The 25,138-nt window shown below is 38.7% G+C and carries 19 protein-coding genes and 1 pseudogene; 14 read left to right on the top strand and 6 right to left on the bottom strand.

Annotated features, from left to right (window positions below):
- Window positions 1-95 precede the first annotated feature (95 nt).
- Window positions 96-905 carry an exodeoxyribonuclease III gene (xthA, locus tag HR060_RS09030; RefSeq protein WP_174199978.1) on the top strand — a complete coding sequence of 270 codons (810 nt, stop codon included), beginning with the start codon at window positions 96-98 and terminating at the stop codon, window positions 903-905.
- Window positions 902-1,552: an energy-coupling factor ABC transporter permease gene (locus tag HR060_RS09025; protein WP_174199977.1), complete on the top strand. Its 651-nt coding sequence runs from the start codon at window positions 902-904 to the stop codon at window positions 1,550-1,552. Before xthA ends, HR060_RS09025 begins: the two co-directional genes overlap by 4 nt.
- 61 nt (window positions 1,553-1,613) lie before the next feature.
- Here the strand turns inward: HR060_RS09025 and HR060_RS09020 are convergent, their stop codons facing one another.
- A complete protein-coding gene (locus HR060_RS09020; RefSeq protein ID WP_174199976.1) occupies window positions 1,614-1,973 on the bottom strand; it encodes a Grx4 family monothiol glutaredoxin in 360 nt (119 codons plus the stop codon).
- 245 nt (window positions 1,974-2,218) lie between these two features.
- On the opposite strand from HR060_RS09020, the gene sodB reads away from it, so the two are divergent.
- The 4 genes from sodB to HR060_RS09000 all read left to right on the top strand — a co-directional run bounded on the left by sodB (window position 2,219) and on the right by HR060_RS09000 (window position 7,764).
- Window positions 2,219-2,803, top strand: coding sequence for a superoxide dismutase [Fe] (gene sodB / locus HR060_RS09015; RefSeq protein WP_174199975.1), 585 nt, complete (start codon window positions 2,219-2,221; stop codon window positions 2,801-2,803).
- Between the two features lie 207 nt (window positions 2,804-3,010).
- Window positions 3,011-4,933: a PrkA family serine protein kinase gene (locus tag HR060_RS09010; protein ID WP_174199974.1), complete on the top strand. Its 1,923-nt coding sequence runs from the start codon at window positions 3,011-3,013 to the stop codon at window positions 4,931-4,933.
- An 18-nt stretch (window positions 4,934-4,951) separates the two neighbouring features.
- A complete protein-coding gene (locus tag HR060_RS09005) occupies window positions 4,952-6,217 on the top strand; it encodes a YeaH/YhbH family protein (protein WP_174199973.1) in 1,266 nt (421 codons plus the stop codon).
- 11 nt (window positions 6,218-6,228) lie between these two features.
- Window positions 6,229-7,764, top strand: coding sequence for a SpoVR family protein (locus tag HR060_RS09000; protein ID WP_174199972.1), 1,536 nt, complete (start codon window positions 6,229-6,231; stop codon window positions 7,762-7,764).
- On the opposite strand, the gene fadR is transcribed toward HR060_RS09000, so the two are convergent.
- Window positions 7,761-8,459 (bottom strand): fatty acid metabolism transcriptional regulator FadR, encoded by a 699-nt coding sequence (gene fadR / locus HR060_RS08995; RefSeq protein ID WP_174199971.1) that lies wholly within the window; start codon window positions 8,457-8,459, stop codon window positions 7,761-7,763. The genes HR060_RS09000 and fadR overlap by 4 nt on opposite strands.
- Before the next feature lie 221 nt (window positions 8,460-8,680).
- On the opposite strand from fadR, the gene nhaB reads away from it, so the two are divergent.
- From nhaB to rdgC, 4 genes are all read left to right on the top strand, one after another.
- Complete coding sequence (nhaB, locus tag HR060_RS08990) at window positions 8,681-10,267, top strand: sodium/proton antiporter NhaB (protein WP_174199970.1); 1,587 nt, start codon at window positions 8,681-8,683, stop codon at window positions 10,265-10,267.
- Window positions 10,268-10,333: 66 nt separating this feature from the next.
- On the top strand, window positions 10,334-10,852 hold the full coding sequence (gene dsbB, locus HR060_RS08985; protein ID WP_174199969.1) for a disulfide bond formation protein DsbB: 519 nt from the start codon (window positions 10,334-10,336) through the stop codon (window positions 10,850-10,852).
- Window positions 10,853-10,998: 146 nt separating this feature from the next.
- Window positions 10,999-12,642 (top strand): tetratricopeptide repeat-containing response regulator, encoded by a 1,644-nt coding sequence (locus HR060_RS08980; RefSeq protein WP_174199968.1) that lies wholly within the window; start codon window positions 10,999-11,001, stop codon window positions 12,640-12,642.
- Between the two features lie 89 nt (window positions 12,643-12,731).
- Window positions 12,732-13,634 carry a recombination-associated protein RdgC gene (gene rdgC / locus HR060_RS08975; protein WP_174199967.1) on the top strand — a complete coding sequence of 301 codons (903 nt, stop codon included), beginning with the start codon at window positions 12,732-12,734 and terminating at the stop codon, window positions 13,632-13,634.
- Window positions 13,635-13,697: 63 nt separating this feature from the next.
- Here the strand turns inward: rdgC and HR060_RS08970 are convergent, their stop codons facing one another.
- Window positions 13,698-14,420, bottom strand: a complete 723-nt coding sequence (locus HR060_RS08970; protein ID WP_174199966.1) for a YebC/PmpR family DNA-binding transcriptional regulator — start codon at window positions 14,418-14,420, stop codon at window positions 13,698-13,700.
- 155 nt (window positions 14,421-14,575) lie between these two features.
- Complete coding sequence (locus tag HR060_RS08965; RefSeq protein WP_174199965.1) at window positions 14,576-15,418, bottom strand: HDOD domain-containing protein; 843 nt, start codon at window positions 15,416-15,418, stop codon at window positions 14,576-14,578.
- A gap of 275 nt (window positions 15,419-15,693) precedes the next feature.
- On the opposite strand from HR060_RS08965, the pseudogene trhP reads away from it, so the two are divergent.
- The 4 genes and pseudogenes from trhP to HR060_RS08945 all read left to right on the top strand — a co-directional run bounded on the left by trhP (window position 15,694) and on the right by HR060_RS08945 (window position 22,846).
- Window positions 15,694-17,035, top strand: a pseudogene (gene trhP / locus HR060_RS08960) (prephenate-dependent tRNA uridine(34) hydroxylase TrhP).
- A gap of 409 nt (window positions 17,036-17,444) precedes the next feature.
- Complete coding sequence (locus HR060_RS08955; RefSeq protein ID WP_174199964.1) at window positions 17,445-19,217, top strand: DUF4856 domain-containing protein; 1,773 nt, start codon at window positions 17,445-17,447, stop codon at window positions 19,215-19,217.
- A gap of 158 nt (window positions 19,218-19,375) precedes the next feature.
- Window positions 19,376-20,629 carry an imelysin family protein gene (locus tag HR060_RS08950; protein ID WP_174199963.1) on the top strand — a complete coding sequence of 418 codons (1,254 nt, stop codon included), beginning with the start codon at window positions 19,376-19,378 and terminating at the stop codon, window positions 20,627-20,629.
- A 12-nt stretch (window positions 20,630-20,641) separates the two neighbouring features.
- The gene (locus tag HR060_RS08945) at window positions 20,642-22,846 is read left to right on the top strand and encodes a TonB-dependent receptor family protein (RefSeq protein WP_174199962.1); all 2,205 of its coding nucleotides are present in this window, start codon (window positions 20,642-20,644) and stop codon (window positions 22,844-22,846) included.
- A 66-nt stretch (window positions 22,847-22,912) separates the two neighbouring features.
- Here the strand turns inward: HR060_RS08945 and HR060_RS08940 are convergent, their stop codons facing one another.
- Both HR060_RS08940 and secF read right to left on the bottom strand, forming a co-directional pair.
- Window positions 22,913-24,034, bottom strand: a complete 1,122-nt coding sequence (locus tag HR060_RS08940) for a phosphoserine transaminase (protein ID WP_174199961.1) — start codon at window positions 24,032-24,034, stop codon at window positions 22,913-22,915.
- Between the two features lie 148 nt (window positions 24,035-24,182).
- The gene (gene secF / locus HR060_RS08935) at window positions 24,183-25,127 is read right to left on the bottom strand and encodes a protein translocase subunit SecF (RefSeq protein ID WP_174199960.1); all 945 of its coding nucleotides are present in this window, start codon (window positions 25,125-25,127) and stop codon (window positions 24,183-24,185) included.
- Between the last annotated feature and the right edge of the window lie 11 nt (window positions 25,128-25,138).

Below are 25,138 nucleotides of genomic sequence, written 5' to 3'. Positions count from 1 at the left end.
AAAAGTTAAACCAGTCTAATGGTTACAGACGTATCCTAGACTGGTAAACTTGTCATTAAATTTATTTGTATTCAATCGAAAATCTAGCAAAAGATATGAAAATAATTTCCTTTAATATTAACGGCCTAAGAGCACGTATACATCAATTAGAAGCACTTATTAACAAGCATTCACCCGATGTAATAGGTTTACAAGAAATCAAAGTTCACGATGATGCTTTTCCAATTGAACAAGTGGAAGCACTTGGCTACCACGTCGAGTTTTTCGGTCAGAAAGCTCACTACGGTGTTGCGCTTATGAGCAAACAAAAGCCTGTTCGGATACAAAAAGGCTTTAAAACGGATGATGAAGATAAACAAAAGCGTATGATCATTGGTACTTACCTCGATGAAAACGAACAAGAAGTTACGGTTTTTAATGGCTACTTCCCGCAGGGTGATAACATCAATCACGAGACTAAGTTCCCATACAAGCGCGCGTTCTATCAAGACCTTATGGTTGAACTTGAACAACACTTTTCTAATGATGAGCAAATTGTTGTAATGGGTGATATTAATATTTCCCCTAAAGATCAAGACATAGGGATCGGTGAGCCCAATGCTAAACGTTGGTTAAAAACGGGTAAATGTTCTTTTCAACCTGAAGAACGACAATGGCTAACGAAACTATTAGATTGGGGTTTTACAGACACTTTCAGACAAATTCATCCAGACGCAGACGACAGATACAGCTGGTTTGATTATCGCTCTAAAGGCTTTGATGATAACCGCGGCCTGAGAATTGACGTCATTTTAGCAACGCCAAGTCTAGCAGCTAAAACAAAAGACAGTGATATCGATTATGAATTGCGTGGCATTGAGAAGCCTTCCGATCACGCCCCAATCTGGACAGAGTTTAGTGCATGACTAGTTGGCAACTGATTGCCTATGCTTTAACCCTACTAGTGTTTTTTATCAGCTTTGATAAAAAACACTATCAGTTGCTGCTAATTGATAGCAGTAAACAACACTTGGTATTTGGTACCAGCTTCGCATTAACTGTACTTTGGGCATTTAAAACCGGCATATATCCAGGTCTTGATGTTCATTTCCTATGGCTTACAGCAGCCTCTCTCTTTCTTGGCCCACACCTGGCTTTGGTTGCTGGTTTAATTGCACTGATTACCAACAAAGTCATTGATCAAACCATCACAACAGGTTGGCAACATTTCGGCATTCATGCCTTATGTGATCTAGTGATCCCTATCGCAATTAGTTACTTCGTTTATCTGTGGGCTTATCACAAACTACCGCGGCACTTTGCGGTATATACTTTTATTTGTGCCTTCTTTGCTGGAGCATTAGCCATAGGTGCCAAAAGCTTTTCCATTGCAACCTTATATTGGTTAAATGGTGATTTCACTTGGTCACTATTAGTCGATAATTTATTGATTATCACACCACTTTTACTCTTTCCTGAAGCTTTGCTTAATGGTATGACGATGACTTTAGCGGTTGTATATTTACCAGAATGGGTAAGAAGTTTTTATGATGAAGAATATTTAGACAAGTAAAGGCGAGGTAATTAAAGAGCAGTGCTTAACTAAAAGCTAACCTGCTCTTTTTTGATGGGTTTTATTCAGCGTCTGTTGACTCTGCTTCCTCATCTTTATACTTTGCAGCAGTTTCTGCGATCAGTGTTTGTAATTCACCTTGCTGGAACATTTCTAACATGATGTCACAACCACCAATTAACTCACCTTCAACCCATAACTGTGGGAAAGTTGGCCAGTTGGCATATTTAGGTAACTCTGCACGGATATCTGGGTTTTGTAGGATATCAACATAAGCAAAAGGTTCGCCGCAGTTCATTAAAACCTGAGCTGATTGCGCTGAGAAACCACAGCTAGGTAACTTAGGGCTACCTTTCATGTATACAATAATTGGGTTTTCAGCGATTTGCTGTTTGATTTTTTCAATCGTTTCAGTCGACATATCTTATTCTCAACTTGCTTAAATACTATATGCCTATTGTAAGGGATTATCTCGCCAGAGAAAACCTAAACTTCAATCAGGTATTAAGCCTTGAATTTAAAGATTTCATACCTATATCTTTGGTTAATTGGAAAAAAGTCAAAAACCCTTAATCCTTATAGGTAAATTTTTACTTTGTTTTGATCTAGAATAGAAAGGCTTGAGGCTTTGCCTTAATCCTATACATTAGCCTACGGAGAATAATAATGGCCTTTGAATTACCTGCATTACCATATGCGATGGACGCGTTAGCTCCTCACATTTCTCAAGAAACTTTAGAATACCACTACGGTAAGCATCACCAAACATACGTGACTAAGCTTAACGGTTTAGTTGAAGGTACTGATAACGCCAACAAATCTTTAGAAGAAATCATCAAATCTTCTGACGGCGGGTTATTCAACAACGCAGCACAAGTATGGAACCACACATTCTACTGGAACTGTTTAAGCCCAAATGGTGGTGGTGAGCCTACAGGTGCGGTTGCAGATGCGATCAACGCTGCATTCGGTTCATTTGCAGATTTCCAAGCGCAATTAAATGACAAAGCGGTAAACAACTTTGGCTCTAGCTGGACTTGGTTAGTTAAAAATGCTGATGGTTCTTTAGCTATCGTAAATACGTCAAATGCAGCTACTCCTATCACTGAAGAAGGTGTTACACCTTTATTGACAGTTGATTTATGGGAACACGCTTACTACATCGATTACCGTAATGCTCGTCCTAACTACCTAAATGCTTTCTGGGCATTAGTTAACTGGGACTTCGTTGCAGAAAACTTAGCTAAATAAGCGCAGTTTTCAACCTAATAGAAAGCCTCGCTCCTGCGGGGCTTTTTTGTTTAATTTTATCTTTTTTAAACCTTTCTTATTTCCCATTCGTAATAAAAATTGCTTATTTTATGGGCAATTATCAAAACCCCAACTAAATTTAGTATAAGCCTGTTCAAAATTTCGTTTTTCCTTTTTCATCTTTCCTTAGCAATTGCGGAGGGTTTTATGGGTATTTTCGAGCACTTTCAAGAACGTTTTGATGCCAGTCAGGAAGAAGAGTTCACTATTGGTGAATTCCTCGAAATGTGTAAAACAGATAAATCTGTTTATGCTAATGCTGCTGAACGTTTACTTCTTGCCATTGGCGACCCTGAAATGGTCGACACTTCGCAGGATGCTCGTCTAAGTCGGATATTTTCAAATCGAGTTATTGCACGTTACCCTGCTTTTGCAGAATTTTACGGCATGGAAGAAGCAATTGAACAAATTGTTAGTTACCTTAGACATTCCGCTCAAGGTCTAGAAGAAAAGAAACAGGTTTTATATTTGTTGGGCCCTGTTGGTGGTGGTAAATCTTCATTAGCGGAAAAACTAAAAAGCCTTATGCAAAAAGAGCCTATTTATGTACTCAAAGGCTCTCCAGTTAATGACCATCCCTTATCATTATTTGATTGTGATGAAGACGGCGATTTATTGTCTTCAGAATACAACATCCCTAAACGTTACTTAAAAACGATTATGTCACCTTGGGCACGTAAGCGTTTACATGAATTTGGTGGCGATATATCAAAATTCAAAGTCGTGAAACGTTATCCATCAATTTTGGATCAAATAGGCATTGCTAAAACTGAACCTGGCGATGACAACAATCAAGATATCTCTGCTTTAGTCGGTAAAGTGGATATTCGAATGCTCGATGAATATGCTCAAGATGATCCTGATGCATACAGTTACTCGGGTGCACTTTGCAAAGCTAATCAGGGTGTTATGGAGTTTGTTGAGATGTTTAAAGCACCGATCAAAGTGCTGCATCCCTTGCTAACAGCAACCCAAGAAGGTAATTACAACCCAACAGAAGGCATGTCAGCTTTGCCCTATGAGGGCATTATTTTAGCGCATTCGAACGAATCAGAATGGCAAAGCTTTAGAAACAACAAAAACAATGAAGCCTTTTTAGATCGTGTTTACATTGTCAAAGTGCCTTATTGTTTGCGCGTTTCTGAAGAAATCAAAATCTATCAAAAACTAATTGAGTCGAGTGAACTTAACAAATCGCCTTGTGCACCGAGTACACTCGAAATAATGGCGCAATTTAGTGTTTTATCTCGCTTAGTCAATCCAGAAAACTCTAATCTGTATTCTAAAATGCGAGTCTATGATGGTGAAAGCTTAAAAGACACCGATCCAAAAGCAAAATCAATGCAAGAATACCGTGATTTTGCAGGTGTTGACGAAGGTATGAATGGTTTATCAACGCGGTTTGCCTTTAAGATCATTTCGCGTGTGTTTAATTTTGATCATACTGAGATTGCAGCAAACCCAGTACATCTATTTTATATCCTAGAGCAGCAAATTGAGCGAGAGCAGTTCTCCAAAGAGCTGGCTGATGTATATTTAGAACACTTAAAAGGTTACCTGATTCCTCAATACGTAGAATTTATTGGTAAAGAAATTCAAACAGCATACTTAGAATCCTACTCTGAATATGGGCAAAACATATTTGATCGCTACGTAATTTATGCTGACTTTTGGATCCAAGACCAAGAGTATCGAGACCCAGATACTGGCCAGCTATTCGATCGTGAAGCGCTCAATAACGAGTTAGAAAAAATTGAAAAGCCAGCGGGTATTTCTAACCCTAAAGACTTTAGAAACGAGATCGTTAACTTTGTACTTCGCGCTAGAGCCAACAATAATGGTAAAAACCCTAATTGGACCAGTTACGAGAAATTAAGAACAGTGATTGAGAAGAAAATGTTCTCCAATACTGAGGAGCTACTTCCCGTTATCTCGTTCAACGCAAATCCATCTGCTGAAGATCAGAAAAAACACGACGACTTTGTCGCACGGATGATGGAGAAAGGTTACACCCAAAAACAAGTTAGACTTTTATCTGAATGGTATTTACGCGTTCGTAAATCTTCGTAACTCAATTCGGAGAGAAGTATGGCGCATTTTATTGATCGTAGAGAAAACGCAAAAAACAAAAGTACTGTTAACAGGCAACGTTTTTTGCGTCGCTACAAACAACAGATAAAAAAAGCGGTATCTGATTCTATAAACAAACGCAGTGTCACTGATTTAACATCTGGTGAAAGCATCAGTATACCCAGTAAAGACATTACTGAGCCTTTTTTCCATCATGGTAAAGGAGGAATTACTGATCAAGTTCATCCCGGTAATGATCAATTTGTCACCGGCGATAAAGTTAAACGTCCAGAAGGTGGCGCGGGTCAAGGTAAAGGAGCAGAAGCTTCTCAAGATGGTGAAGGAGAAGACGATTTTGTTTTTCAAATTTCTAAAGATGAATACTTAGACCTATTGTTTGAAGACTTAGCACTACCAAACCTTAAAAAAAACCAGCTCAACAAAATTGTTGAATACAAAACCTACCGAGCTGGATTTAAATCAGACGGCACCCCTGCCAATATCGATATTGTCAAGTCTTTAAAAAACGCATTATCTCGAAAGATAGCGTTAACGGGTAAAGATAGGAAACAACTCAAACAGGCTGAAAAAGATTTAGCCAACCTCAAAGAGGATGAAAAAAGTCACCACTCTGCGGTCTTAATCCTAGAAAAAGAAATTAAAGCGCTTAAAGCAAAGATAAAAAAAGTCCCTTTCATTGATGAATTTGATCTTAGGTATCGTAATTTTGATAAAAAACCAGTACCGACAAGTAAAGCAGTTATGTTTTGCTTAATGGATGTTTCAGGTTCGATGGATCAAGCTACCAAAGATATGGCAAAGCGCTTTTATATTTTACTTTATTTATTTTTAAGCCGTACCTATAAAGATATAGATGTTGTTTACATTAGACACCATACGCAAGCTAAAGAAGTTGATGAGCAAGAATTTTTTTACTCGCAAGAAACGGGCGGAACGATAGTATCCAGCGCATTGAAATTGATGAAAGACATCATCCAAAAGCGTTATCCAAGCGACGAGTGGAATATATATGCCGCGCAAGCTTCAGATGGCGATAATTGGGCTGATGATTCACCACTTTGCAGTGAAATATTATCTAAAGATATTTTACCGCTAATTCGTTATTACACCTACATAGAAATAACTCAACGTGCTCATCAGACGCTATGGAGTGAATATCAACATTTACAAGAAGCATGTGACCATTTAGCAATCGCACATATTAAGGGTCAGGAGGACATATACCCTGTCTTTAGAGAATTGTTTAAAAAGCAAACTGCTTAGAGGGTTTATCAATGGGGAATACCGCAAAAACTGATAGAAAAGTACTGTCTGACGGCCCAGATTGGAGTTTTGATTTACTTGATCAATACCACAAAGAAATCAAACGGGTAGCTAAACATTACAAATTAGATACCTACGCCAATCAAATTGAAATCATTACCGCCGAGCAAATGATGGATGCCTATTCCAGCGTTGGAATGCCTATTGGTTATAGCCACTGGTCCTATGGTAAAAAGTTTATCCAAACACAACAGAATTACAAACGCGGGCAAATGGGGCTTGCTTATGAAATTGTAATTAATTCAGACCCTTGTATTGCTTATTTAATGGAAGAAAACACCATTACTATGCAGGCGCTTGTTATCGCTCACGCAAGTTATGGCCATAACTCATTTTTCAAAAACAACTACCTTTTTAAAACCTGGACGGATGCAAATTCAATCATCGATTATTTAGTCTTTGCTAAAAATTATATTCATGAGTGTGAGCAAAAGTATGGTATTGATGAAGTAGAAGATATTTTAGATTCATGCCATGCCTTGATGAACTTTGGTGTTGATAGGTATAAACGACCTCAAAAAATATCAATGCACGAGGAGCTAAAAAGACAAAAAGAGCGCGAAAATTACTTACAGTCTCAAGTTAATGAGCTTTGGCGGACAATTCCTGATACGCCAAATGAAGAAAAGAAAAAAACAAAGCGCTTTCCCAAAGAACCGCAAGAGAACATTTTGTACTTTATTGAAAAAAATGCCCCGCTTTTAAAGCCTTGGCAGCGTGAAGTAGTCAGAATTGTTCGAAAAATATCACAGTATTTTTACCCACAAAAACAAACCCAAGTAATGAATGAAGGATGGGCCACCTTTTGGCATTACACCATCTTGAATCACTTATATGATGAAGGCCTAGTTACAGATAGATTCATGATGGAGTTTTTACACAATCACACCAATGTTGTGTATCAACCCAGCTTTAACAGCCCCTACTACTCTGGAATAAACCCATACGCACTTGGGTTTAACATGATGTGTGATATTAGAAGAATTTGTGAAACACCAACAGATGAAGATAAAGCTTGGTTTCCGGAATTTGCAGGTGCTGATTGGCTGGAAACCCTACATTTCGCAATGGAAAACTTTAAAGATGAAAGTTTTATCAATCAATTCCTTTCACCAAAAATTATGAGAGACTTTAAATTTTTTCATATACACGATGATGAAAACAAACCCTTTTTATCAGTAGATGCTATTCACAATGATTCTGGCTATAAACAACTTAGAGAAAGATTATCAGCTCAATATAATTTGAGTAACTTAGAGCCAAACATTCAGGTTTATGACGTTGATTTACAAGGCGATCGTTCTTTAACTTTATGTCATACGCCACAAAATGATGTACCCCTAGCTGATTCTAGTCAGGAGGTATTAAAGCATCTGCATAGATTATGGGGATTTAATGTACATCTGAAGTCCAAGCAAAGCAATAACAAGCTAAAATCTATTGCGTCTTGCCCGGTAAAGTCGGAGATTCTCAGTATAGAGATTTAAATACTAAGTTGTGCCTTATATTGGTTGAAAATTTCACCACTTTCAAAACCGTGTTTACGGATAAGTGGTAACACCGCTTCGTGCTCACCTTTTTCAACTAGCTCTTTCAGTTCTGTATAGAACTTCTGTGCCAATTGTCTTGACTCTGGAAAGCCAAAATAGAATGAACCGATTTTAGAATACAGGCCTTTGAAACCATTTAAAATTAGCATGTAAATTGGATTATCCGAGGCTTGAGCTAACTTGTGATAAAGCTGATAATCAAACTCTGCATAATCATGACCCGTATCAGTTAATTCCGCTAACCCATCAAATGCAGACAAAGCAATTTCAGGATTGGTTTTGACCGCATTACGGACATATATCCCGCACACGTCAGTTCTTGCTGATAGTAAGTTATCAATGAGCTGTGGCGCTTTTTCAGCGTCGAGTTTTACCAGTGTCTCAAGAATGTTTAAACCGGACGTTTGCCAATAGTTATTAACTTTAGTCGGTTTACCATGTTGTATCGTTAACCAGCCATCTCTAGCCAGCCTTTGCAATACTTCACGTAAGGTCGTTCTTGTAACACCAATTAATTCAGACAGCTCGCGCTCAGCAGGTAAAATACTATCAACAGGGAATCGACCATTCCAAATGGACTCAACTATGTATTCTTCAGCAAAATTTGCAGGGCTTTGCGCCTTTACAAACATAACTTAACTCCCTGTTATTCTTCTTTTTATTGGTTAGGAAAAGCGAATAGTAACGCAGCCGCTAAATAAGATACAAGAAATTAAATATTTTTTACCCAAATATAAATTAATTAATGTATATTACGCGCCTGAAAATCTATAGTTTTCACACATTAGCACTATGATAAATACTCAATAAAAATAAAGTTCATAGTTTAGTTTTTACTAACGAGGCGCCTACAATGCAGGAATCATTACCCAGAGCCATATATAACAATTTTCTGGGGCACTCTCCAGACTGGTACAAAAAGGCCATTATTGCCTTTTTAATACTAAACCCCATCATTTTTAGTATCGACCCTTATATCGCTGGTTGGTTGCTAGTACTTGAATTTATCTTCACTCTGGCAATGGCACTGAAGTGTTATCCTCTCCAACCAGGTGGTTTATTAGCACTAGAAGCTGTCGCGATAGGCATGACGTCCCCTTATACTGTCATGCATGAAATAGAAGTCAATATAGAAGTTGTATTACTCTTAGTTTTCATGGTTGCAGGTATCTTCTTTATGAAGGACTTACTGCTGTTTGCGTTTACCAAACTATTGACTCGAATTAGGTCAAAAATAGTCCTGTCGCTATCTTTTACCTTTTCTGCGGCTGTATTATCAGCCTTCCTTGATGCGCTGACAGTAATTGCAGTCATTATTAGCGTAGCCGTTGGTTTCTACACTATCTACCACAAAGTCGCTTCAGGTAAAGGTTTCAACGACGATCACGACCACGGCACCGATGAACATCTTTGTCATGTATCTAGAGAAGATTTAGATAAATTCCGTGCATTTTTAAGAAACTTATTAATGCATGCTGGTGTCGGCACTGCCCTTGGCGGTGTAATGACAATGGTTGGCGAACCACAAAACCTTATCATTGCCGATAAAGCAAGTTGGGGCTTTTTAGAGTTTGCGCTTCGCATGGCGCCTGTCACTATTCCAGTATTCTTCTTCGGTTTATTAACGACCTTCTTAGTCGAAAAAACAAAGACGTTCTCGTATGGTTCTGAGCTACCGGATTCTGTCTATAAAATCCTTTGTGACTACGACAAAGAGCAAGATAGAAAACGCAATATTCGTGACAATGCTAAGTTAGCCATTCAAGCTGTCATAGCTGTTTGGTTAGTCGTTGCATTAGCGATGCACTTAGCATCAGTTGGTTTAATTGGCCTTTCAATTATTATTTTAGCGACGAGTTTTTGTGGTATCACAGAAGAGCATGCACTGGGTAAAGCTTTCGAAGAGGCATTACCGTTCACCGCCCTACTTTGTGTTTTCTTTGCAATCGTTGCCGTTATTATCGACCAAGCTTTATTTATACCGGTTATTCAATGGGTTTTGTCTTTTGAAGGTGATGTGCAATTAACCATGTTTTTCATCGCTAACGGGCTTTTATCAATGGTTTCAGATAACGTATTTGTAGGCTCTGTGTATATTACCGAAGTGAGACATGCGTTAGATATGGGCCAAATCACTCGGGATCAATTCGACTTATTAGCGGTATCAATCAATACAGGTACTAATTTACCGAGTGTTGCAACCCCCAATGGTCAAGCAGCTTTTTTGTTTCTATTAACAAGTGCTATTGCGCCGTTAGTTAGACTTTCATACGGACGTATGGTCATTATGGCTCTACCGTATACCATCGTACTAACGATTGTTGGCTTGTTGACAACTTGGTTCTTATTACCTGATATGACGCAATCTATGTATGATGCTGGTTTAATTCACCATCATGTTGCGACAGAAGGGGTTGAAGCAGCCGGTTCTGGTCATTAAGATAGCTTAACCTAAATTAGTTTGAATTAAGCCGAGCTATGCTCGGCTTTTTTATAAGAAGAATTTATGCAAACACTCATTAACTTCTCACATCAAAGAACCTCATGGGGCTTAGTCTTTGTCATTTGTGCATTATTAGAAGTAGCAGCGCTTTATTTCCAATATGCCATGGGTTTAGAACCCTGTATCAAATGTATTTATCAAAGACTCGCCATATTTGGCATGGCATTGGGCGCCATACCTGCATTAATAAAACCAGAAAATGCTTGGTGTAGAAGTATCAGTTATATTGCAGTATTGACCAGTAGTATTTGGGGTTTAAAAATTGCAAATGATCATCTTGAAGTCCAAAACGAACCCAACCCATTATTTGCTGTCTGCGATACTATTCCAGATTTCCCTGCATGGTTTAATCCACATGTTTGGTTTCCAAGTGTGTTTGAACCAAGAGGTATGTGCGGTGAAATAAGTTGGCAATTTTTAGGACTTTCTATGCCGGGTTGGATGTTAGTCATATTTGCTGCTTCAACTATTTTAATGGCGACATTTGCTTTAGCCAGTTTGATCAAAAATCACAAGCTCTAGTTTAGTGTGCTCGATATGATATCGAGCACAGCTAACCCTCAGTTTATACACATTTTTTTGCATAAATTAGGTTTTAATCTCAGTGAGCTTTCCCTATTATGCATTCATAACCTAAGCTATTAAAAACACACCGTTCTACAGGTTTTATGAATCAACCTTTATTTAAAAATCTGAAAGTCTTAATCATTGATGATCAACCTCTCGCTCAAAACTCATTAAAAAGAGCATTGGAAAGCTTGGGCATCAAATCGGTTAAGCTAGCGGAAAATGCCATTTATGCATTAAGGTTGTGCGAGCGGATGGAATTTGATGTCATCATTTGTTCCTTTAACCTAAGTCGTGATAAAGACGGTTTTCATTTATTTGAAGAGCTTAAATCGAAAGGTCATGTACCTTTGACCACGGCATTTATCTTTGTCAGTGCTGAAACCAGTGCAGCCTTAGTCAACAGTGTTGTTGAACTGCAACCGGATGACTTTTTGGTAAAGCCTTTTTCAGCTAAAGAGCTCAATGACAGATTAACCCGAGTCCTCAATAAGAAACAAAAACTTCAAGGTATTTATAAAGCGCTAGATGAAGGTAAAAGCCAGCACGCCCTAAACTTAATTGAACGTAGTTTAGAAAACCCTAAGTTGGCATCAATGATCCCATTGTTGATGCGTTTAAAAGGTGATATTTTATTATCAACATCAGCTTATGAAGAGGCTGAATCGTTTTATTCTCAATTATTAGCGAATCATAAATTCACTTGGGCATCAGTAGGTTTAGCCAAATCATTATTGGCTCAAGATAAAGAACAAGAAGCTAAAATTATTCTTGCTGAACTGCAATTAAGACCCGATAGCCGTTTAGCGGCGTTAGATATGCTCGCTCAGTATCACGTCAACCAAGAAGACTATGAAGCGGCGTATCAGGAATTTCACAAAGCATCATCATTATCACCTCGGAACATTAAACGCCACAAAGATGTATTGAACCTTGCAAGGTTGCTCCATGATTATTCAGGTCAGTTTGAAGCTGCTAAAAATATGGCTAAATTTGGTAAACGCTCTATTCATGATACACCAGAGCTTTATCTGACAGTTGCAAGAACAGGCGTCGATTTAGCGTTAACACTGACAGAAGAAGAATCGCACACTATTTTAAGGCAATCTGAGAAGTTCATCGATGAAATGCGTAATGAATTCCCCAATAACCCTGAAACCAGAGAAAAAATAGCCGTTACTCAGGCAAGAATTCACTATCTTAAAAATGAACAAAAACAAGCACAGCAACTTATTAAGTCTGTGATGGATTCACAATCAGATAGTAATGATATCGAAGATAATATTGATAAAGCAAAAGCATTTCATGAACTCGGTTATAAAGAAAAAGCGGTAGAACTGCTTTCTTCACTTGAAACACAAATTGAAGAAGAGCCTGACATCAGTACAAAAGTACTGAGTAAGTTAATTAAACAAGAAAGTAAAGAAAGACAGGAGATCCAACACTCTCCTCGTGAGCTCAACAATATGGCAGTTCAGTTTTTCCAACGAAACCAAAACGAGCCAGCGATTCAAGCCTTCTCTGATGCATTGCGTTTAATGCCAAAAAACCCACGTATCGCTTTGAACTTATTACAGGTGTTAAGTGATCAAAAATTAAGAGGTGGCTTACAATCTCATCACGAAGAAATGCTCGAAAAATGTAAAACAACACTCAATAAATTATCACTTGATGCTGACCAAACCAAACGATTCGAGCTATTAACGACAAAACTCAATACACAAAAAGTTGATGAACAAGCTTAAAGTTAATTAACAGCACTTTTACTTGCATCTGCTCTTCAACTCCCCTAGTGTTCAGCCCAGAAATTTAACTATATTAAAAAGAGTCTACTATGTGGTTTAAAAACGCCCTTTTTTACCAATTCACCCAAGCCTTTGAGTACGACCAAGAAGCACTTAACCAAGCGCTGAATGAATTTGTCTTCCAACCTTGCGGCAAAACCGAACTGCAATCTTTTGGTTGGACAGCATCACTTGCAGAGGGTACACATAATCTAGCCCATCAATCTGCAGACTTCTTTTTGTTAGCGTTAAAGAAACAGGAAAAAGTACTACCTGCTGCGGTTATTCGCGAGCAAGTTGAAGAAAAATGTAAGCAGATTGAGATCGCTGAAGGGCGAAAAGTCAAAGGTAAAGAAAAACAAAATATCAAAGAAGATTTAGTTCACGCCCTACTTCCTCAAGCATTTGTTAAATCATCAATCACCCGCGCTTATATCGATAAGAAAGCAGGCTGGATTGTAGTTGAAGCATCAAGTAGTTCAAAAGCTGAAGAGTTATTGGCCTTTTTACGTAAAACATTAGGCTCACTTCCAATCATCCCACTTGAGATTGAATCACCGGTAATGCTGACGCTAAACGATTGGGTTAGAGGTAATGAACCGAACGATTTTGTTTTAGGTACTGAAGCAGAGTTTAAAGAAATGGGCGATGAAGAAGGTACCATACGTTGTAAAAACGTCGATTTAGAAAGTGATGAAATCCAAGCGCATTTAGATAACGGTAAGCATGTTACAAAACTCGCCCTAGATTGGGATGAGAGTATCAGCTGCGTATTACAAGAAGACCTCACCATTAAACGTATAAAATTCAGTGATGAATTAAAAGAACAAAATGAAGACATCACGGTGGATGATAAGTTAGCAAGGTTAGATGCGGACTTTATCCTGATGTCTGCTGAAATTACGCGTTTTATTGAAAGGTTAAAGGTGTTATTAAGCCCTGCTGCTCAATAAGCAAAGCATCAAAAAAGCCTGGTTAAAACCAGGCTTTTTACTAATGATTGAGCGGTTAATTAATTACGCTTCAATTTCTGCATTGTGATAAATGTGCTGTACATCATCGCAATCGTTAAGCATATTCATAAACTTCTCAAAAACCGCTACATCATCACCACTGATTACCGTTGTTGTCTGTGGCTCAAAGGTGATTTCATCAACTTCTAGTTCTACACCTTCAAAACTGTTAGTTAAAGCTGTTTTTGCTTTAAAATACTCTGTATGCGGAGCATAAACAGTAATGATGCCTTCATCGGCTTCAATATCAGTTACATCAACATCTTCAGTCATCAATGCTTCTAAAACCGCTTCTTCATCATCAGATTTGAAAGCGAAAATAGCTTGATGTTCAAACATATGTGCAGCAGAACCCTGAGCACCAATTTTAGAGTCAGTTTTAGTAAAACAGTTACGAACGTCTTTAACTGTGCGGTTCGTATTATCTGTTAAACAGTCAACAATCACCATGCAGCCGCCTGGACCGAAACCTTCGTAGCGAGTGCTCACAAAGTCTTCACCACCAGCACCAGATGCTTTATCAATAGCTTTGTCTATTACGTGTGTTGGAACCTGATCTTTCTTAGCTTTATCCATCAAACGACGGAGGGCTAAGTTAGCATTAGGATCTGAACCGCCATTTTTTGCTACAACGTAAATTTCTTTACCGTATTTAGAATAAACCTTCGTCTTTTGACCCTGGGTTTTTGCCATTGAGGCTTTGCGGTTTTCAAAACTTCTGCCCATTAGAATTCTGCTCTCATTCTTATTTGATTTAATTAATGCGCTGATTTTAACAACTTAGAGTGCTTTTTGGCTAGGCGCAATTGTTCACACGAAGCTAATAAAACAAAAAAAGCGCTCAAAAGAGCGCTTTAATGTAGGCAAAAGATTGTTTCTACTTAAGCAAAAACGGTCTTTGCATCATTATATGCTTGCAAGAACTCTTCGGATTCAATGAAGTCGGTAGAAGATAATATGCCCTTATCAACATACTCTTGATAGAAATCGACTTTTTCGTCATCAATTGGTAGTACATCACAATAAACAGCTGCTACACGAATGAAATCCAAATAACCTGGCTCATCGTGTTCGTGGCTTAAATCATTCCACTTTTCAGCGATTTCGATAAAGTCATCACTGAACTCCCAAGAGCGCATAATACTACCGCCAATGCGTCCAGCTAGACGAGCAATAGCACCTTCTAAAAATGCTTGGTTGGCAAATACTTCTTCATGTCGTTCTGCTTCAGTTAAGATTGGCAGCACGCCAATATTGTGAACCAAAGTAGCCAGTGTAATAGTGTCTAAATTTAACGATGTGTGTTTGTGCTCAACCAAGTAAGCCTTCATCAATGCCATTGATACGGAAGCCACTTCGATAGATAACTTCCATACTTTATCCATAAAAGCTTTAACTAGATCGTTTTTAGATACGAATAGTTGCTCCATCGCAAGTGCTGTAGCGATGTTTTTAATTTGGCGTAAACCAATACGCGTTACCGCTTGGTTTAATGTCTCTACCTTAACTGAACGACCAATGTAAGCACTGTTTGCTATTTTAAGCATGCGTGCAGAAAGCGCCGGATCATGAGCAATTACGTCAGCCATCATAGCCAAATTGGCATCTGGATCGTCAGCACATTCTCTGACCTTAACGGCAATTTCAGGTAATGTAGGTAAGACAAGTGAATCGTTTTTAATTTTTTCTACCAGAATGGTTAGTAGCGCATTTTCAGTTGACATATAACTCTCTTTCTTTTTGGTAAAGATATAATCCTTAATAACTTATATAAATGAGATTAGCTCGCCTTGAAAATTTGGCAAATATTAATTTACTACAAGTTGTAAATTTTAGTCTATAAATCAAGCAGCTAGCATCTGATAAAAGTTTCATTGATCCAGCTCAAACAGCGTCACACTCGTATCACCTAAAATCGCGCTAATTATGGCTTACTTATAACTTTATTGCGTGTTTTAATTTATGTTCAGACCTGACCCCCGCTGGTACTTTAAAAAATATGCGATATGCCCTCGCTTATGGGGCCGATGCGGTATATACAGCTCTACCGAGGTACTCACTTAGAGTACGAAATAATAAATTTAACTTAGCTGATTTAGCGAGTGCTATTTCAGAGGCTCATGCACTTAATAAAAAATTCTATTTGGTAAATAATATCACTCCACATAATGTGAAGCTGAAAACATTTTTAAGAGACATTGCTCCAGTTATTGACATGAAGCCTGATGCACTGATCATGTCTGATCCAGGTCTTATCATGATGGTTCGAGAACATTAGCCTGGCATGACAATCCATTTATCCGTGCAAGCAAATGCTATTAACTGGACGTCGGTTAAATTTTGATATCAACAAGGTATTAAGCGCGTCATCCTATCGCGCGAAGTTACTTTAGATGAAATTGAAGAAATTAGAATGGAATGTCCAGAAATGGAGTTAGAAGCATTTGTCCATGGTGCTTTATTTATGGCTTACTCTGGTCGTTGTTTGTTATCTGGCTACATCAATAAACGCGATCCTAATCAAGGTACTTGCACTAACGCCTGTCGTTGATCTTATCAATCATTAGAGGGAATGGAAAATGAATTGGGTGATATTGTTCCTATTCAACAATACTATCCCTCCGAAGAAGAAGCCACATTAGGGTTAGGCCAGCCAACAGATGAAGTATTCTTATTGGAAGAGCCTTCCAGGCCGAGGGAACTCATACCAACGTTTGAGGATGAACACGGTACTTACATCATGATTTAGAGGAATTGCGCGCCATTCGACATGTCGAACGATTAACAAAATAGGCGTTCATTCGCGAAAAATAGAAGACAGGACTAAGTCTTTTTATCATTGTGCACGCACTGCACAGCTCTATAGCAAAGCAATTGATGATGCGGCTGCAGGTAACCCCTTTGATATGAATTTATTTTAATCGCTCGATCATCTTGCTAACAGAGGATATACCGAAGGCTTTTTTAGGAGGCACGTAAAAGATGAATGCCAGAATTACCAGCGAGGTCATTCTGAAAGTCAAACTCAACAATTTGTTGGTGAAGTCATCGCTTACCACCAGCGAAACAAAATAGTTGAGATTGCCGTAAAAAACAAGTTTTTAACCGCTGATACGCTTGAATTAATGACACCTAAAGGTAACTTGGCTTTTGTTTTACAGCACATGGAAAATCAAAGAGCTGGAGCAATTTCAGACGCAAAAGGTTCAGGCCATACTGTATCTATAAAAATACCAGAAGCAGCAAAACACTATCTATATAAAGCTATATTAATGCGTTATTTACCAACCAATCAGACCACTCGGTCAATCAAAACGGATCATTTAGCTACTGAGATTTAATTAATGGCACTTAAAATACTTGATAAGTATATAAACTGTGATAAGCCAGAGCCAGAATGCCCTAACCAAGCTATATTTATTGGGCAGATATTTCCAAATAAATCCTGCACTTCTACCGAATGCAAAGGGCATTATGAAACAGCGCAATGTATAGCTTGCTGCCCCATTTATTGCATTAAAAAGATCCACCTTATTCAGAATCAGAAGATGAGCTTTATGAAAAATTCATCACTTTGAAGACAAACTAACCAATAGCTACAAACCCTACTTGCAACCAAAGATATTTTTACTAACTTTAATAAGTGCAAAATTAAAAATATTACAATAAATGATATTGATTATCATTTGTTATTCGACATATAATATCTTTAATTTAAAAAGCACTCCAATTACAAACAGAGAGAAAAGTATGACTCTTAATTCGAAATTCAAAACGAGTTTATTAGCTTCTGCAATTACATTTGCATTAACTGCATGTGGCGGTGGCGGTGGCGGCAATGGTGGTGGTAATGACTTACCAAATAACGCCGCACCTACAGATATCGAACTTTCAAGTGAAGTAGTTGTAGAAAATGAAGCTGGCGCGGTAGTAGGTACTTTATCTGCAACAGATACAGACTCAACATCTTTTACCTACAGCGTTGATAATGACCAATTCGCTGTATCTGGTAGTCAATTAAAACTAGCCGATGACTTTACAGCTAGCTTTGCTGATGATGCAGGTTTATCGGTTACAGTTACGGTTAACGATAATGAAGGCGGAACATACAACGAAGAATTTTACATCGCTGTTGAAGTTGTTAGCCCAACAAACGAAGCAGGTGAATTAGTTTACGAATTTGAGTCTAAGTTCAATTCAGGCGTAAGCTCAGTGAGCTACACAGGTCAAATTGCTCGTCATGCATACATCAAAGACTTGTTCAACTTTATTGGTAACATTAATGACGGCGAATACACTACTAAAGACGAAGTTCTAGCTGCATTAAACGTCTATTTTTTGAATGAGTCTGACGTTGCTGCAGACTTACCAATTACTTTTACTACAACACCTGCAACTGAACAGGCTACAGTGGGTGAAATCTCATCTGGTAAAACATTGGTAGGTAAAGTTGCAGGTAACGATGCTTCAGGTCAACACAAAGACTGGAATAACGACGTAACCGCATTTGTTGGTTGGGGCGAAGCAGGCGAATTTACACCAACAACTTTAGTTGACCACTATTTCGATCTAATTGCTGAACAGGTTATTGCTGGCGGTACGACTACCGATCCGGATGGTAATACGTTCAGCTCAAACTTTGTTAACGCTGACGGCTTAGATTCAAAGCAATTAGTACAAAAATATTTATTAGGTGCGGTAGTGTTCTCTCAAGCTGCTGATGATTATTTAGATCGTCGCTTCGAAGATGACAACAAAGGTGCAACGAAAGGCTTAAACGCTGCAAACGACCAAGACGGTACAAAAGCTTACACTAAGCTTGAGCACCAAATCGATGAAGGTTTCGGTTACTTCGGTGCTGCTGTTAATTATGCATCTTACACAGATGAAGAAATTGCAGGTAAAGGCGGTCGTGACGGTTGGTCTAAAGGTTATAACGATATCGATACCGACGGTGATATTGACTTAACATCAGAATACAACTGGGGTAACTCGACTAACGCTGCTAAACGTGACCTTGGCGCAACTGTTGAAACTGATTTAACAGGTGATGCTTTCACTGCGTTTGTTAAGCTTCGTGCAATGGCTAACTCAATGGCTGATAACGCTGGTACTGAATTGACTGACGAGCAAAAAACAGCAATGGAAGTTCAAGCACAAGCGGCTTTATTAGCTTGGGAAAAATCAATATCTGCTACAGTTGTTCATTACATCAATGATTCAATCAATGATTACGATACAATCATCGAAAACGGTGGTTATGTTGTTAATCAAAGTGCTGATGGTTCATTATCTATATTAGCTAAGCACTGGGCGGAAATGAAAGGTTTTGCATTAGGCCTTCAATTCAACCCCTCTTCACCTTTAACAGATGAGCAATTTGCAGAAGTACATGCTTTATTCCGTGATAAGCCAGAGCTAAACTCTGAAAACTTTGAAGCGTATAAAGCAGACTTAATTGCAGCGCGCACAATCTTGCAAGAAGCGTATGATTTTGCACAAGAAAATGTTGAAAACTGGTAATCCGTAATTCAACATTAACAGTATAAAGGACTATACAGGTTAGGTGCACCTTAGGTGCCCTAACCTTTTTTTTTTAAGTAGATTATTTTTATTTAATGTCTAGTTATGTATTAATTTAAATAAAAATAATTTTAAAACGTTCCAAGTGGTATACACCTATGCAATTTAAATTTAAACCTTGTTTAATTGCCACCTTAATCAGTACAGCTTTACTAGCAGGCTGTGGGGAGTCAACCTCAAGTTCAAAAGGCCCTAATTTTGGTGGCGGTGATGATGGTAATAACCCTCCACCACCTACTAACTTCGATGAAAAAGCTCTTATCGAAAACTTAGTTGATAATGTGATCACACCAGTTCAAAACCAACTCACTTCACAATCAGCAGTTTTGGTCAGTCAAGTCGAATCGCTCTGTACAGCTTACAGTGACGGTATAGAAAACACAGCTCAGCTAGATTTAGTTCAAGCTGAATGGCGAAATACCATGGCACTTTGGCAGCAAATAGAAGCGATGCAACTTGAACCGCTAACGGTCAATGATAGTCAGCTCCGAAACTTAGTTTATTCATGGCCAAACCAAGTAAGCAGCTGTGGTGTTGACCAAGATGTTATCCATCATGAAAACGGTAATATCAGTGGAACACCTTATGACATTAGCCGTCGCTCGGTTACTCGCCGTGGTTTAGATGCCAATGAATATCTACTATTTAGTACCAACCTAGATCACACTTGTTCAAGTAACTCAGGTATTGTAGAAGGCTGGAACCAAAGACCGGATGCTGAGCGTCGCTTAGCTCGCTGTGAATATGCCATCACGGTTACACAAGATTTACAAGCCAACATTGCGACCTATATCGATGCATGGGATGGTGCAGATGGTTATGCTTTAAAAATTAAAAATGCTGATGTTGCCGATAATGGTTTTGAATCACTACATGATGCAGTAAACGTAATCAGTGATTCACTTTTTTACCTGGATAAAGAGTTAAAAGATACAAAACTAGGCGCACCATTAGGCATTTTTGCCAATTCATGTGGCGGTGCTACTTGTCCGGTAGATGTTGAATCGCCATACAGTCATAACAGCTTACTGAATATCGAAAATAACCTCGTTGCTTTTAAAGCCTTATTCAGTGGTGAAGGCATTGATGCTGAAAATACGCTTGGCTTTGATGATTTCCTAATCCATGAACAAGACCAGCAAACTGCAGATATCATGTTAGACGGTGTAAATAACGCTTTAATCTCAGTAAAGGCGATTAACGGTACGTTAGCAGGTGCGGTGATTAACGATAATGACCAAGTTCAACAAACTTATGATGATGTAAAACAAGTAAGCGACCAATTAAAAACAAACTTTATTGAAAGTCTAGCGCTTGAATTACCGAAAACATCTGCTGGTGATAACGACTAATTAGGTATGAAAATGAAAAAAACACTTATCGCTTTAGCCGTTATTAATAGCGTAACGGTACCAACGGTTTTTGCTCAAGAAGAAAAGACCAATGACAATTACGTTGAGCGTATCCGCATTCTTGGCACGTCTGATAAATTAAGAACACAAGGCGGTGCCGCAAGCCTTATCAGTGAAACAGAATTAGAAAAATTCGAATTTGACGACATCAGCCGTGTTTTATCAAAAGTACCAGGCGTGAATATTCGAGAAGAAGACGGTTACGGTCTTCGCCCTAACATAGGTTTTCGCGGTGCAACAACAGAACGCAGTAAAAAAATCTCGTTACTGGAAGATGGTGTGTTGATTACACCCGCTCCATACTCAGCACCTGCCGCTTATTACTTCCCTATGGTCAGTAGAATGGCTGCCGTTGAGGTATTTAAAGGTCCTTCTGCAATCAAATATGGCCCAAATACCGTATCTGGTGCGCTCAATTTAGTGACAAGAGAAATTCCTGAAGAACTCGATATCGGTATTGATGTCTCGTATGGCTCTGATAACTATACTAAATTACACGGTTTTCATGGCGAAACAACTGGCAATTTGGGTTACGTAGTTGAAGGTTTATTTGTTAAAGCAGACGGCTTTAAACAATTAGACGGAGAGGGTATTGAAGGTGATGACACAGGTTTTGATAAAACTGACTTCATGGCTAAAGTAAAATATGACTTTAGTGATGGAAACGGCAATCATTTTATCGAGTTTAAAGCATCGGTAGCCGATGAAACGTCTAACGAAACTTACCTCGGTTTAACAGATGAAGACTTTAATGCTAATCCAAATCGACGCTATGCGGGCTCACAGCAAGATCAAATGGATTGGGATCATTCAACACTTCAATTAACCCATTTTATTCAGTTAGATAACGTAGATATCACCACTCGAGCCTATCGCCACGATTTTGAACGTGCTTGGCAGAAAATTAATGGTTTTGGCCCCACTGCGCCAAACCTGTTAACGATTTTACTCGACCCATCTGATAGTAATAATGAATATTACTACAATGTGCTAACTGGCCAAGAAGATGGTGATATTGTTGTTGGTACTAATGACCGTGAGTATTTCTCTCAAGGTATCCAAACAGATATTGGTTTTGATCTGAAACTACTCGGTTTAAAACACGATATTGAAGTGGGTCTTCGCTATCATCAAGATGAAATCCAGCGTGACCATTTTGAAGAAGATTATTCAATGACATCAGGTCAGATGTCATATTTGGGCAATAAACGTTTTACAACGGTTAACACCGAAGAAACAGATGCTATTTCAGTTTACTTGCAAGATACCGTTACGATTGACGCACTAACGCTTACAGCAGGTGTGCGTGGTGAATTTATTGAGTCACGTTATGAAGATAGAGGCGAAGGTAAGGAAGGTGTTTGGCTTGAAAAAGATTCAGATATTTGGCTACCCAGTGTTAGTGCTTTTTATCAGTTAGATAAGAACTACGGCGTTTTTGCTGGCGTGCATCAAGGTTATATACCTTCAAGTCCACAACAAGATAATGCCAATACAGATTCAGAGAAAAGTTTAAATTATGAGTTAGGTTACCGTTATGCTGATGGCAATCTAAACGCTGAAGTTGTTGGCTTTTTCAATGATTATGAAAACTTAAAAGAAACTTGTACTTTCTCAACTTCATCTAACTGTGATTTAGATACAGAGTTTGATGGTGGTGATGTTGAGGTCTACGGTATTGAAGCAAATATCAACCATACAATTAAGTTAACTAACTCAATTGACTTACCTTGGTCTGTAACTTATACCTACACAGAGTCTGAATTTAAAAATAGCTTTGAATCGGACTTTCCACAATGGGGTGTGATTGAAGCAGGTGATGCTTTACCATACATGCCTGAAAATCAGGTTGCTATCGAGGTTGGCCTTGCAGGCGATAGCTGGTCAGTCTCATTATTAGCTAAGTATACTGATGAGATGCTCGAGCGATCAGGAGGCTATATAGAGAGTGAACAACCACCTGAGCTCACAGGATACACCGTTGACTCACAACTGGTATTAGATATCGCTGCAAATTATCAGTTTGCAGAGCAGCACACTATCTACGGTAAGATTGATAACCTAACAGATGAACAAGAAGTGGTATCCCGCCGCCCTTATGGCGCTCGTCCGGGTAAGCCATTATCGGCAATGATTGGTTATAAATACCGATTCTAAACACTTAGTCTCATTCAATAAAAAAGCCTGCAATTAGCAGGCTTTTTTATATGCTCTAATATTAAATTAAACGCTTTGTTGATAAGCCCATTTTAACCAAGGCATCAACGCTTTTAGATCAGATGCTTCAACGGTTGCACCACACCAAATACGAAGACCCGCAGGGGCATCTTTATAAGAGTTAATATCATAGGCAACATTTTTAGTAGCTAATAATTTTTCAATTGCCTTAACTTGTTCTGCTGTTGCATCTAGTGATAAACATACACTCGTGTTTGAGCGATGTGCTGGTACTTCAGCTAAAAAGTCTATCCATTCATTTTCATCTACAAATTGTTCTATTACAGCTAAGTTTGCTTGGCTTTTTTTGATTGCAGCATCCACTCCACCGATTGATTCAATCCAAGACAATGCATCTAAATAGTCTTCAACACATAACATCGAAGGTGTATTTATAGTCGCACCTTTAAAAATCCCTTCAGTAAGCTTACCTTTGCTTGTCAAACGGAAGACTTTCGGTAGTGGCCATGTTGGCTGATAACTTTCTAATCGTTTTACCGCTCTTGGGCTTAGAATAAGCATACCGTGAGCACCTTCGCCACCGAGTACTTTCTGCCAACTAAACGTAGCGACATCAACTTTATTCCAGTCAATATCCATCGCAAATACGGCACTTGTTGCATCACATATACTTAACCCTGTTCGGTCATCCGCTATCCAGTCAAGGTTTTCAACTTTTACACCAGAAGTGGTGCCGTTATAGGTAAAAATAATATCGTTTGCAGGATCTGCTTTAGTTAAGTCAGGCAGTTGACCATATTCAGCTTTATAAATATTAGCTCCTTCAATATTGAGCTGATTTAGAACGTCATTTGCCCAGCCTGAGCCAAATGATTCCCACGCAAACACATCAACACCCGTTTGTCCAAGCACTGACCACATCACCATTTCCATCGCACCAGTATCCGAGCCTGGTACGATCCCTACTCGGTATCCTTCTGGCAAATTAAGTAGTGACTTTGTTTTTTCAATGGCTAATGCAAGCCTTTCTTTACCTAAGCTACTACGGTGCGAGCGCCCAAGTACATCAGTTTGTATTTTACCAAGATCATAACCAGGGCGTTTTGAACAAGGCCCAGATGAAAAATTTGGATTTTTTGGCACAGCTGTTGGTGCAGTTTGAGACATGAGACTTCCTTAGCTTATTATTTTTGAATATTTTAACCTGAGAAAGTGTATTTGCTAGAAAAGATTTTTAATTAAGCTAGTTTGAATATTTATAAAAAAAGCACTTACCAAACGGTAAGTGCTTTTTGCAGAGCTTAAAAAGAATGGGTTAAACCAAAGCGTCTTGATCGGCACCTTCTTTTTCTACAGGTGTTGGGATTAAATCTTCCTTACTGATACCTAAAGCTAGAGCAATCGAACTTGCTACATAGACAGAAGAATAAGTACCAATAAATACACCGAATAACAACGCTGTTGCGAAGCCATGGATTAGCGCACCGCCTTTAAAGAATAACGCCAACAATACCAAAATAGTGGTAACAGACGTGATCATTGTACGGCTTAGTGTTTGCGTTAAAGAGATATTGATGATTTCTTCTGGCGAACCTTTACGTAAACGACGGAAGTTTTCACGAATACGATCAGATACAACAATTGTATCGTTCAGCGAGTAACCAATAACGGCAAGTACCGCGGCTAATACCGTTAAATCGAATTCTAACTGAAGAATTGAGAACAGACCGAGTGTTAACAATACATCGTGTGCAAGTGCTAAAACAGAACCTAAAGCAAAACGATATTCGAATCGAAACGCAACATAAATCAAAATACAGATTAGTGCGGTTAACATCGCAAGGCCGCCTTGCTCAGTTAGTTCTTGGCCAACATTAGGTCCAACAAACTCGATACGGCGCATTTCAACTTTGCCCATATCAGCCTGTTGTAAAGATTTTAAAATGCTGTCACCGATTTCTGCAGCTTTTACATTTTCTCTTGGTTGCAGGCGGATCAAAACTTCTTTACTTGAACCAAAGTGTTGAACAACTGCGTCACCAAAACCAGCACTATCCAGTTCAGCACGTACTAACTTAAGTTCAGCAGGTTGTTCAAAACCCACTTCAATAAGCGTACCGCCGGTAAAATCTAGACCGAAGTTTAGTTTATTTGTCGCCAGTGATGCGACAGAAGCAAGCATTAACACAGCTGAAAAAGCCATGGCCACCTTACGCATTTTCATAAAGGCGACAGTTTCTTTAAAGCGAATAGCAAACATAAATTGTCTCC

Source organism: Marinifaba aquimaris (assembly GCF_013328345.1).
In the GTDB taxonomy this organism is placed as follows: Bacteria; Pseudomonadota; Gammaproteobacteria; order Enterobacterales; family Alteromonadaceae; genus Marinifaba; species Marinifaba aquimaris.
This window is presented reverse-complemented; position numbering and strand designations above follow the sequence as displayed.

Coding starts and splice junctions, on each gene's coding strand:
- HR060_RS09020 (WP_174199976.1), bottom strand. CDS start 1,973: ATGTCGACTGAAACGATTGAAAAAATCAAACAGCAAATCGCTGAAAAC.
- secF (WP_174199960.1), bottom strand. CDS start 25,127: ATGTTTGCTATTCGCTTTAAAGAAACTGTCGCCTTTATGAAAATGCGT.
- sodB (WP_174199975.1), top strand. CDS start 2,219: ATGGCCTTTGAATTACCTGCATTACCATATGCGATGGACGCGTTAGCT.
- fadR (WP_174199971.1), bottom strand. CDS start 8,459: ATGTTTGTAAAGGCGCAAAGCCCTGCAAATTTTGCTGAAGAATACATA.
- HR060_RS08940 (WP_174199961.1), bottom strand. CDS start 24,034: ATGTCTCAAACTGCACCAACAGCTGTGCCAAAAAATCCAAATTTTTCA.
- xthA (WP_174199978.1), top strand. CDS start 96: ATGAAAATAATTTCCTTTAATATTAACGGCCTAAGAGCACGTATACAT.
- HR060_RS09010 (WP_174199974.1), top strand. CDS start 3,011: ATGGGTATTTTCGAGCACTTTCAAGAACGTTTTGATGCCAGTCAGGAA.
- HR060_RS09025 (WP_174199977.1), top strand. CDS start 902: ATGACTAGTTGGCAACTGATTGCCTATGCTTTAACCCTACTAGTGTTT.
- rdgC (WP_174199967.1), top strand. CDS start 12,732: ATGTGGTTTAAAAACGCCCTTTTTTACCAATTCACCCAAGCCTTTGAG.
- HR060_RS08945 (WP_174199962.1), top strand. CDS start 20,642: ATGAAAAAAACACTTATCGCTTTAGCCGTTATTAATAGCGTAACGGTA.
- HR060_RS08970 (WP_174199966.1), bottom strand. CDS start 14,420: ATGGGCAGAAGTTTTGAAAACCGCAAAGCCTCAATGGCAAAAACCCAG.
- HR060_RS09005 (WP_174199973.1), top strand. CDS start 4,952: ATGGCGCATTTTATTGATCGTAGAGAAAACGCAAAAAACAAAAGTACT.
- HR060_RS08950 (WP_174199963.1), top strand. CDS start 19,376: ATGCAATTTAAATTTAAACCTTGTTTAATTGCCACCTTAATCAGTACA.
- HR060_RS08965 (WP_174199965.1), bottom strand. CDS start 15,418: ATGTCAACTGAAAATGCGCTACTAACCATTCTGGTAGAAAAAATTAAA.
- HR060_RS08955 (WP_174199964.1), top strand. CDS start 17,445: ATGACTCTTAATTCGAAATTCAAAACGAGTTTATTAGCTTCTGCAATT.
- HR060_RS09000 (WP_174199972.1), top strand. CDS start 6,229: ATGGGGAATACCGCAAAAACTGATAGAAAAGTACTGTCTGACGGCCCA.
- HR060_RS08980 (WP_174199968.1), top strand. CDS start 10,999: ATGAATCAACCTTTATTTAAAAATCTGAAAGTCTTAATCATTGATGAT.
- dsbB (WP_174199969.1), top strand. CDS start 10,334: ATGCAAACACTCATTAACTTCTCACATCAAAGAACCTCATGGGGCTTA.
- nhaB (WP_174199970.1), top strand. CDS start 8,681: ATGCAGGAATCATTACCCAGAGCCATATATAACAATTTTCTGGGGCAC.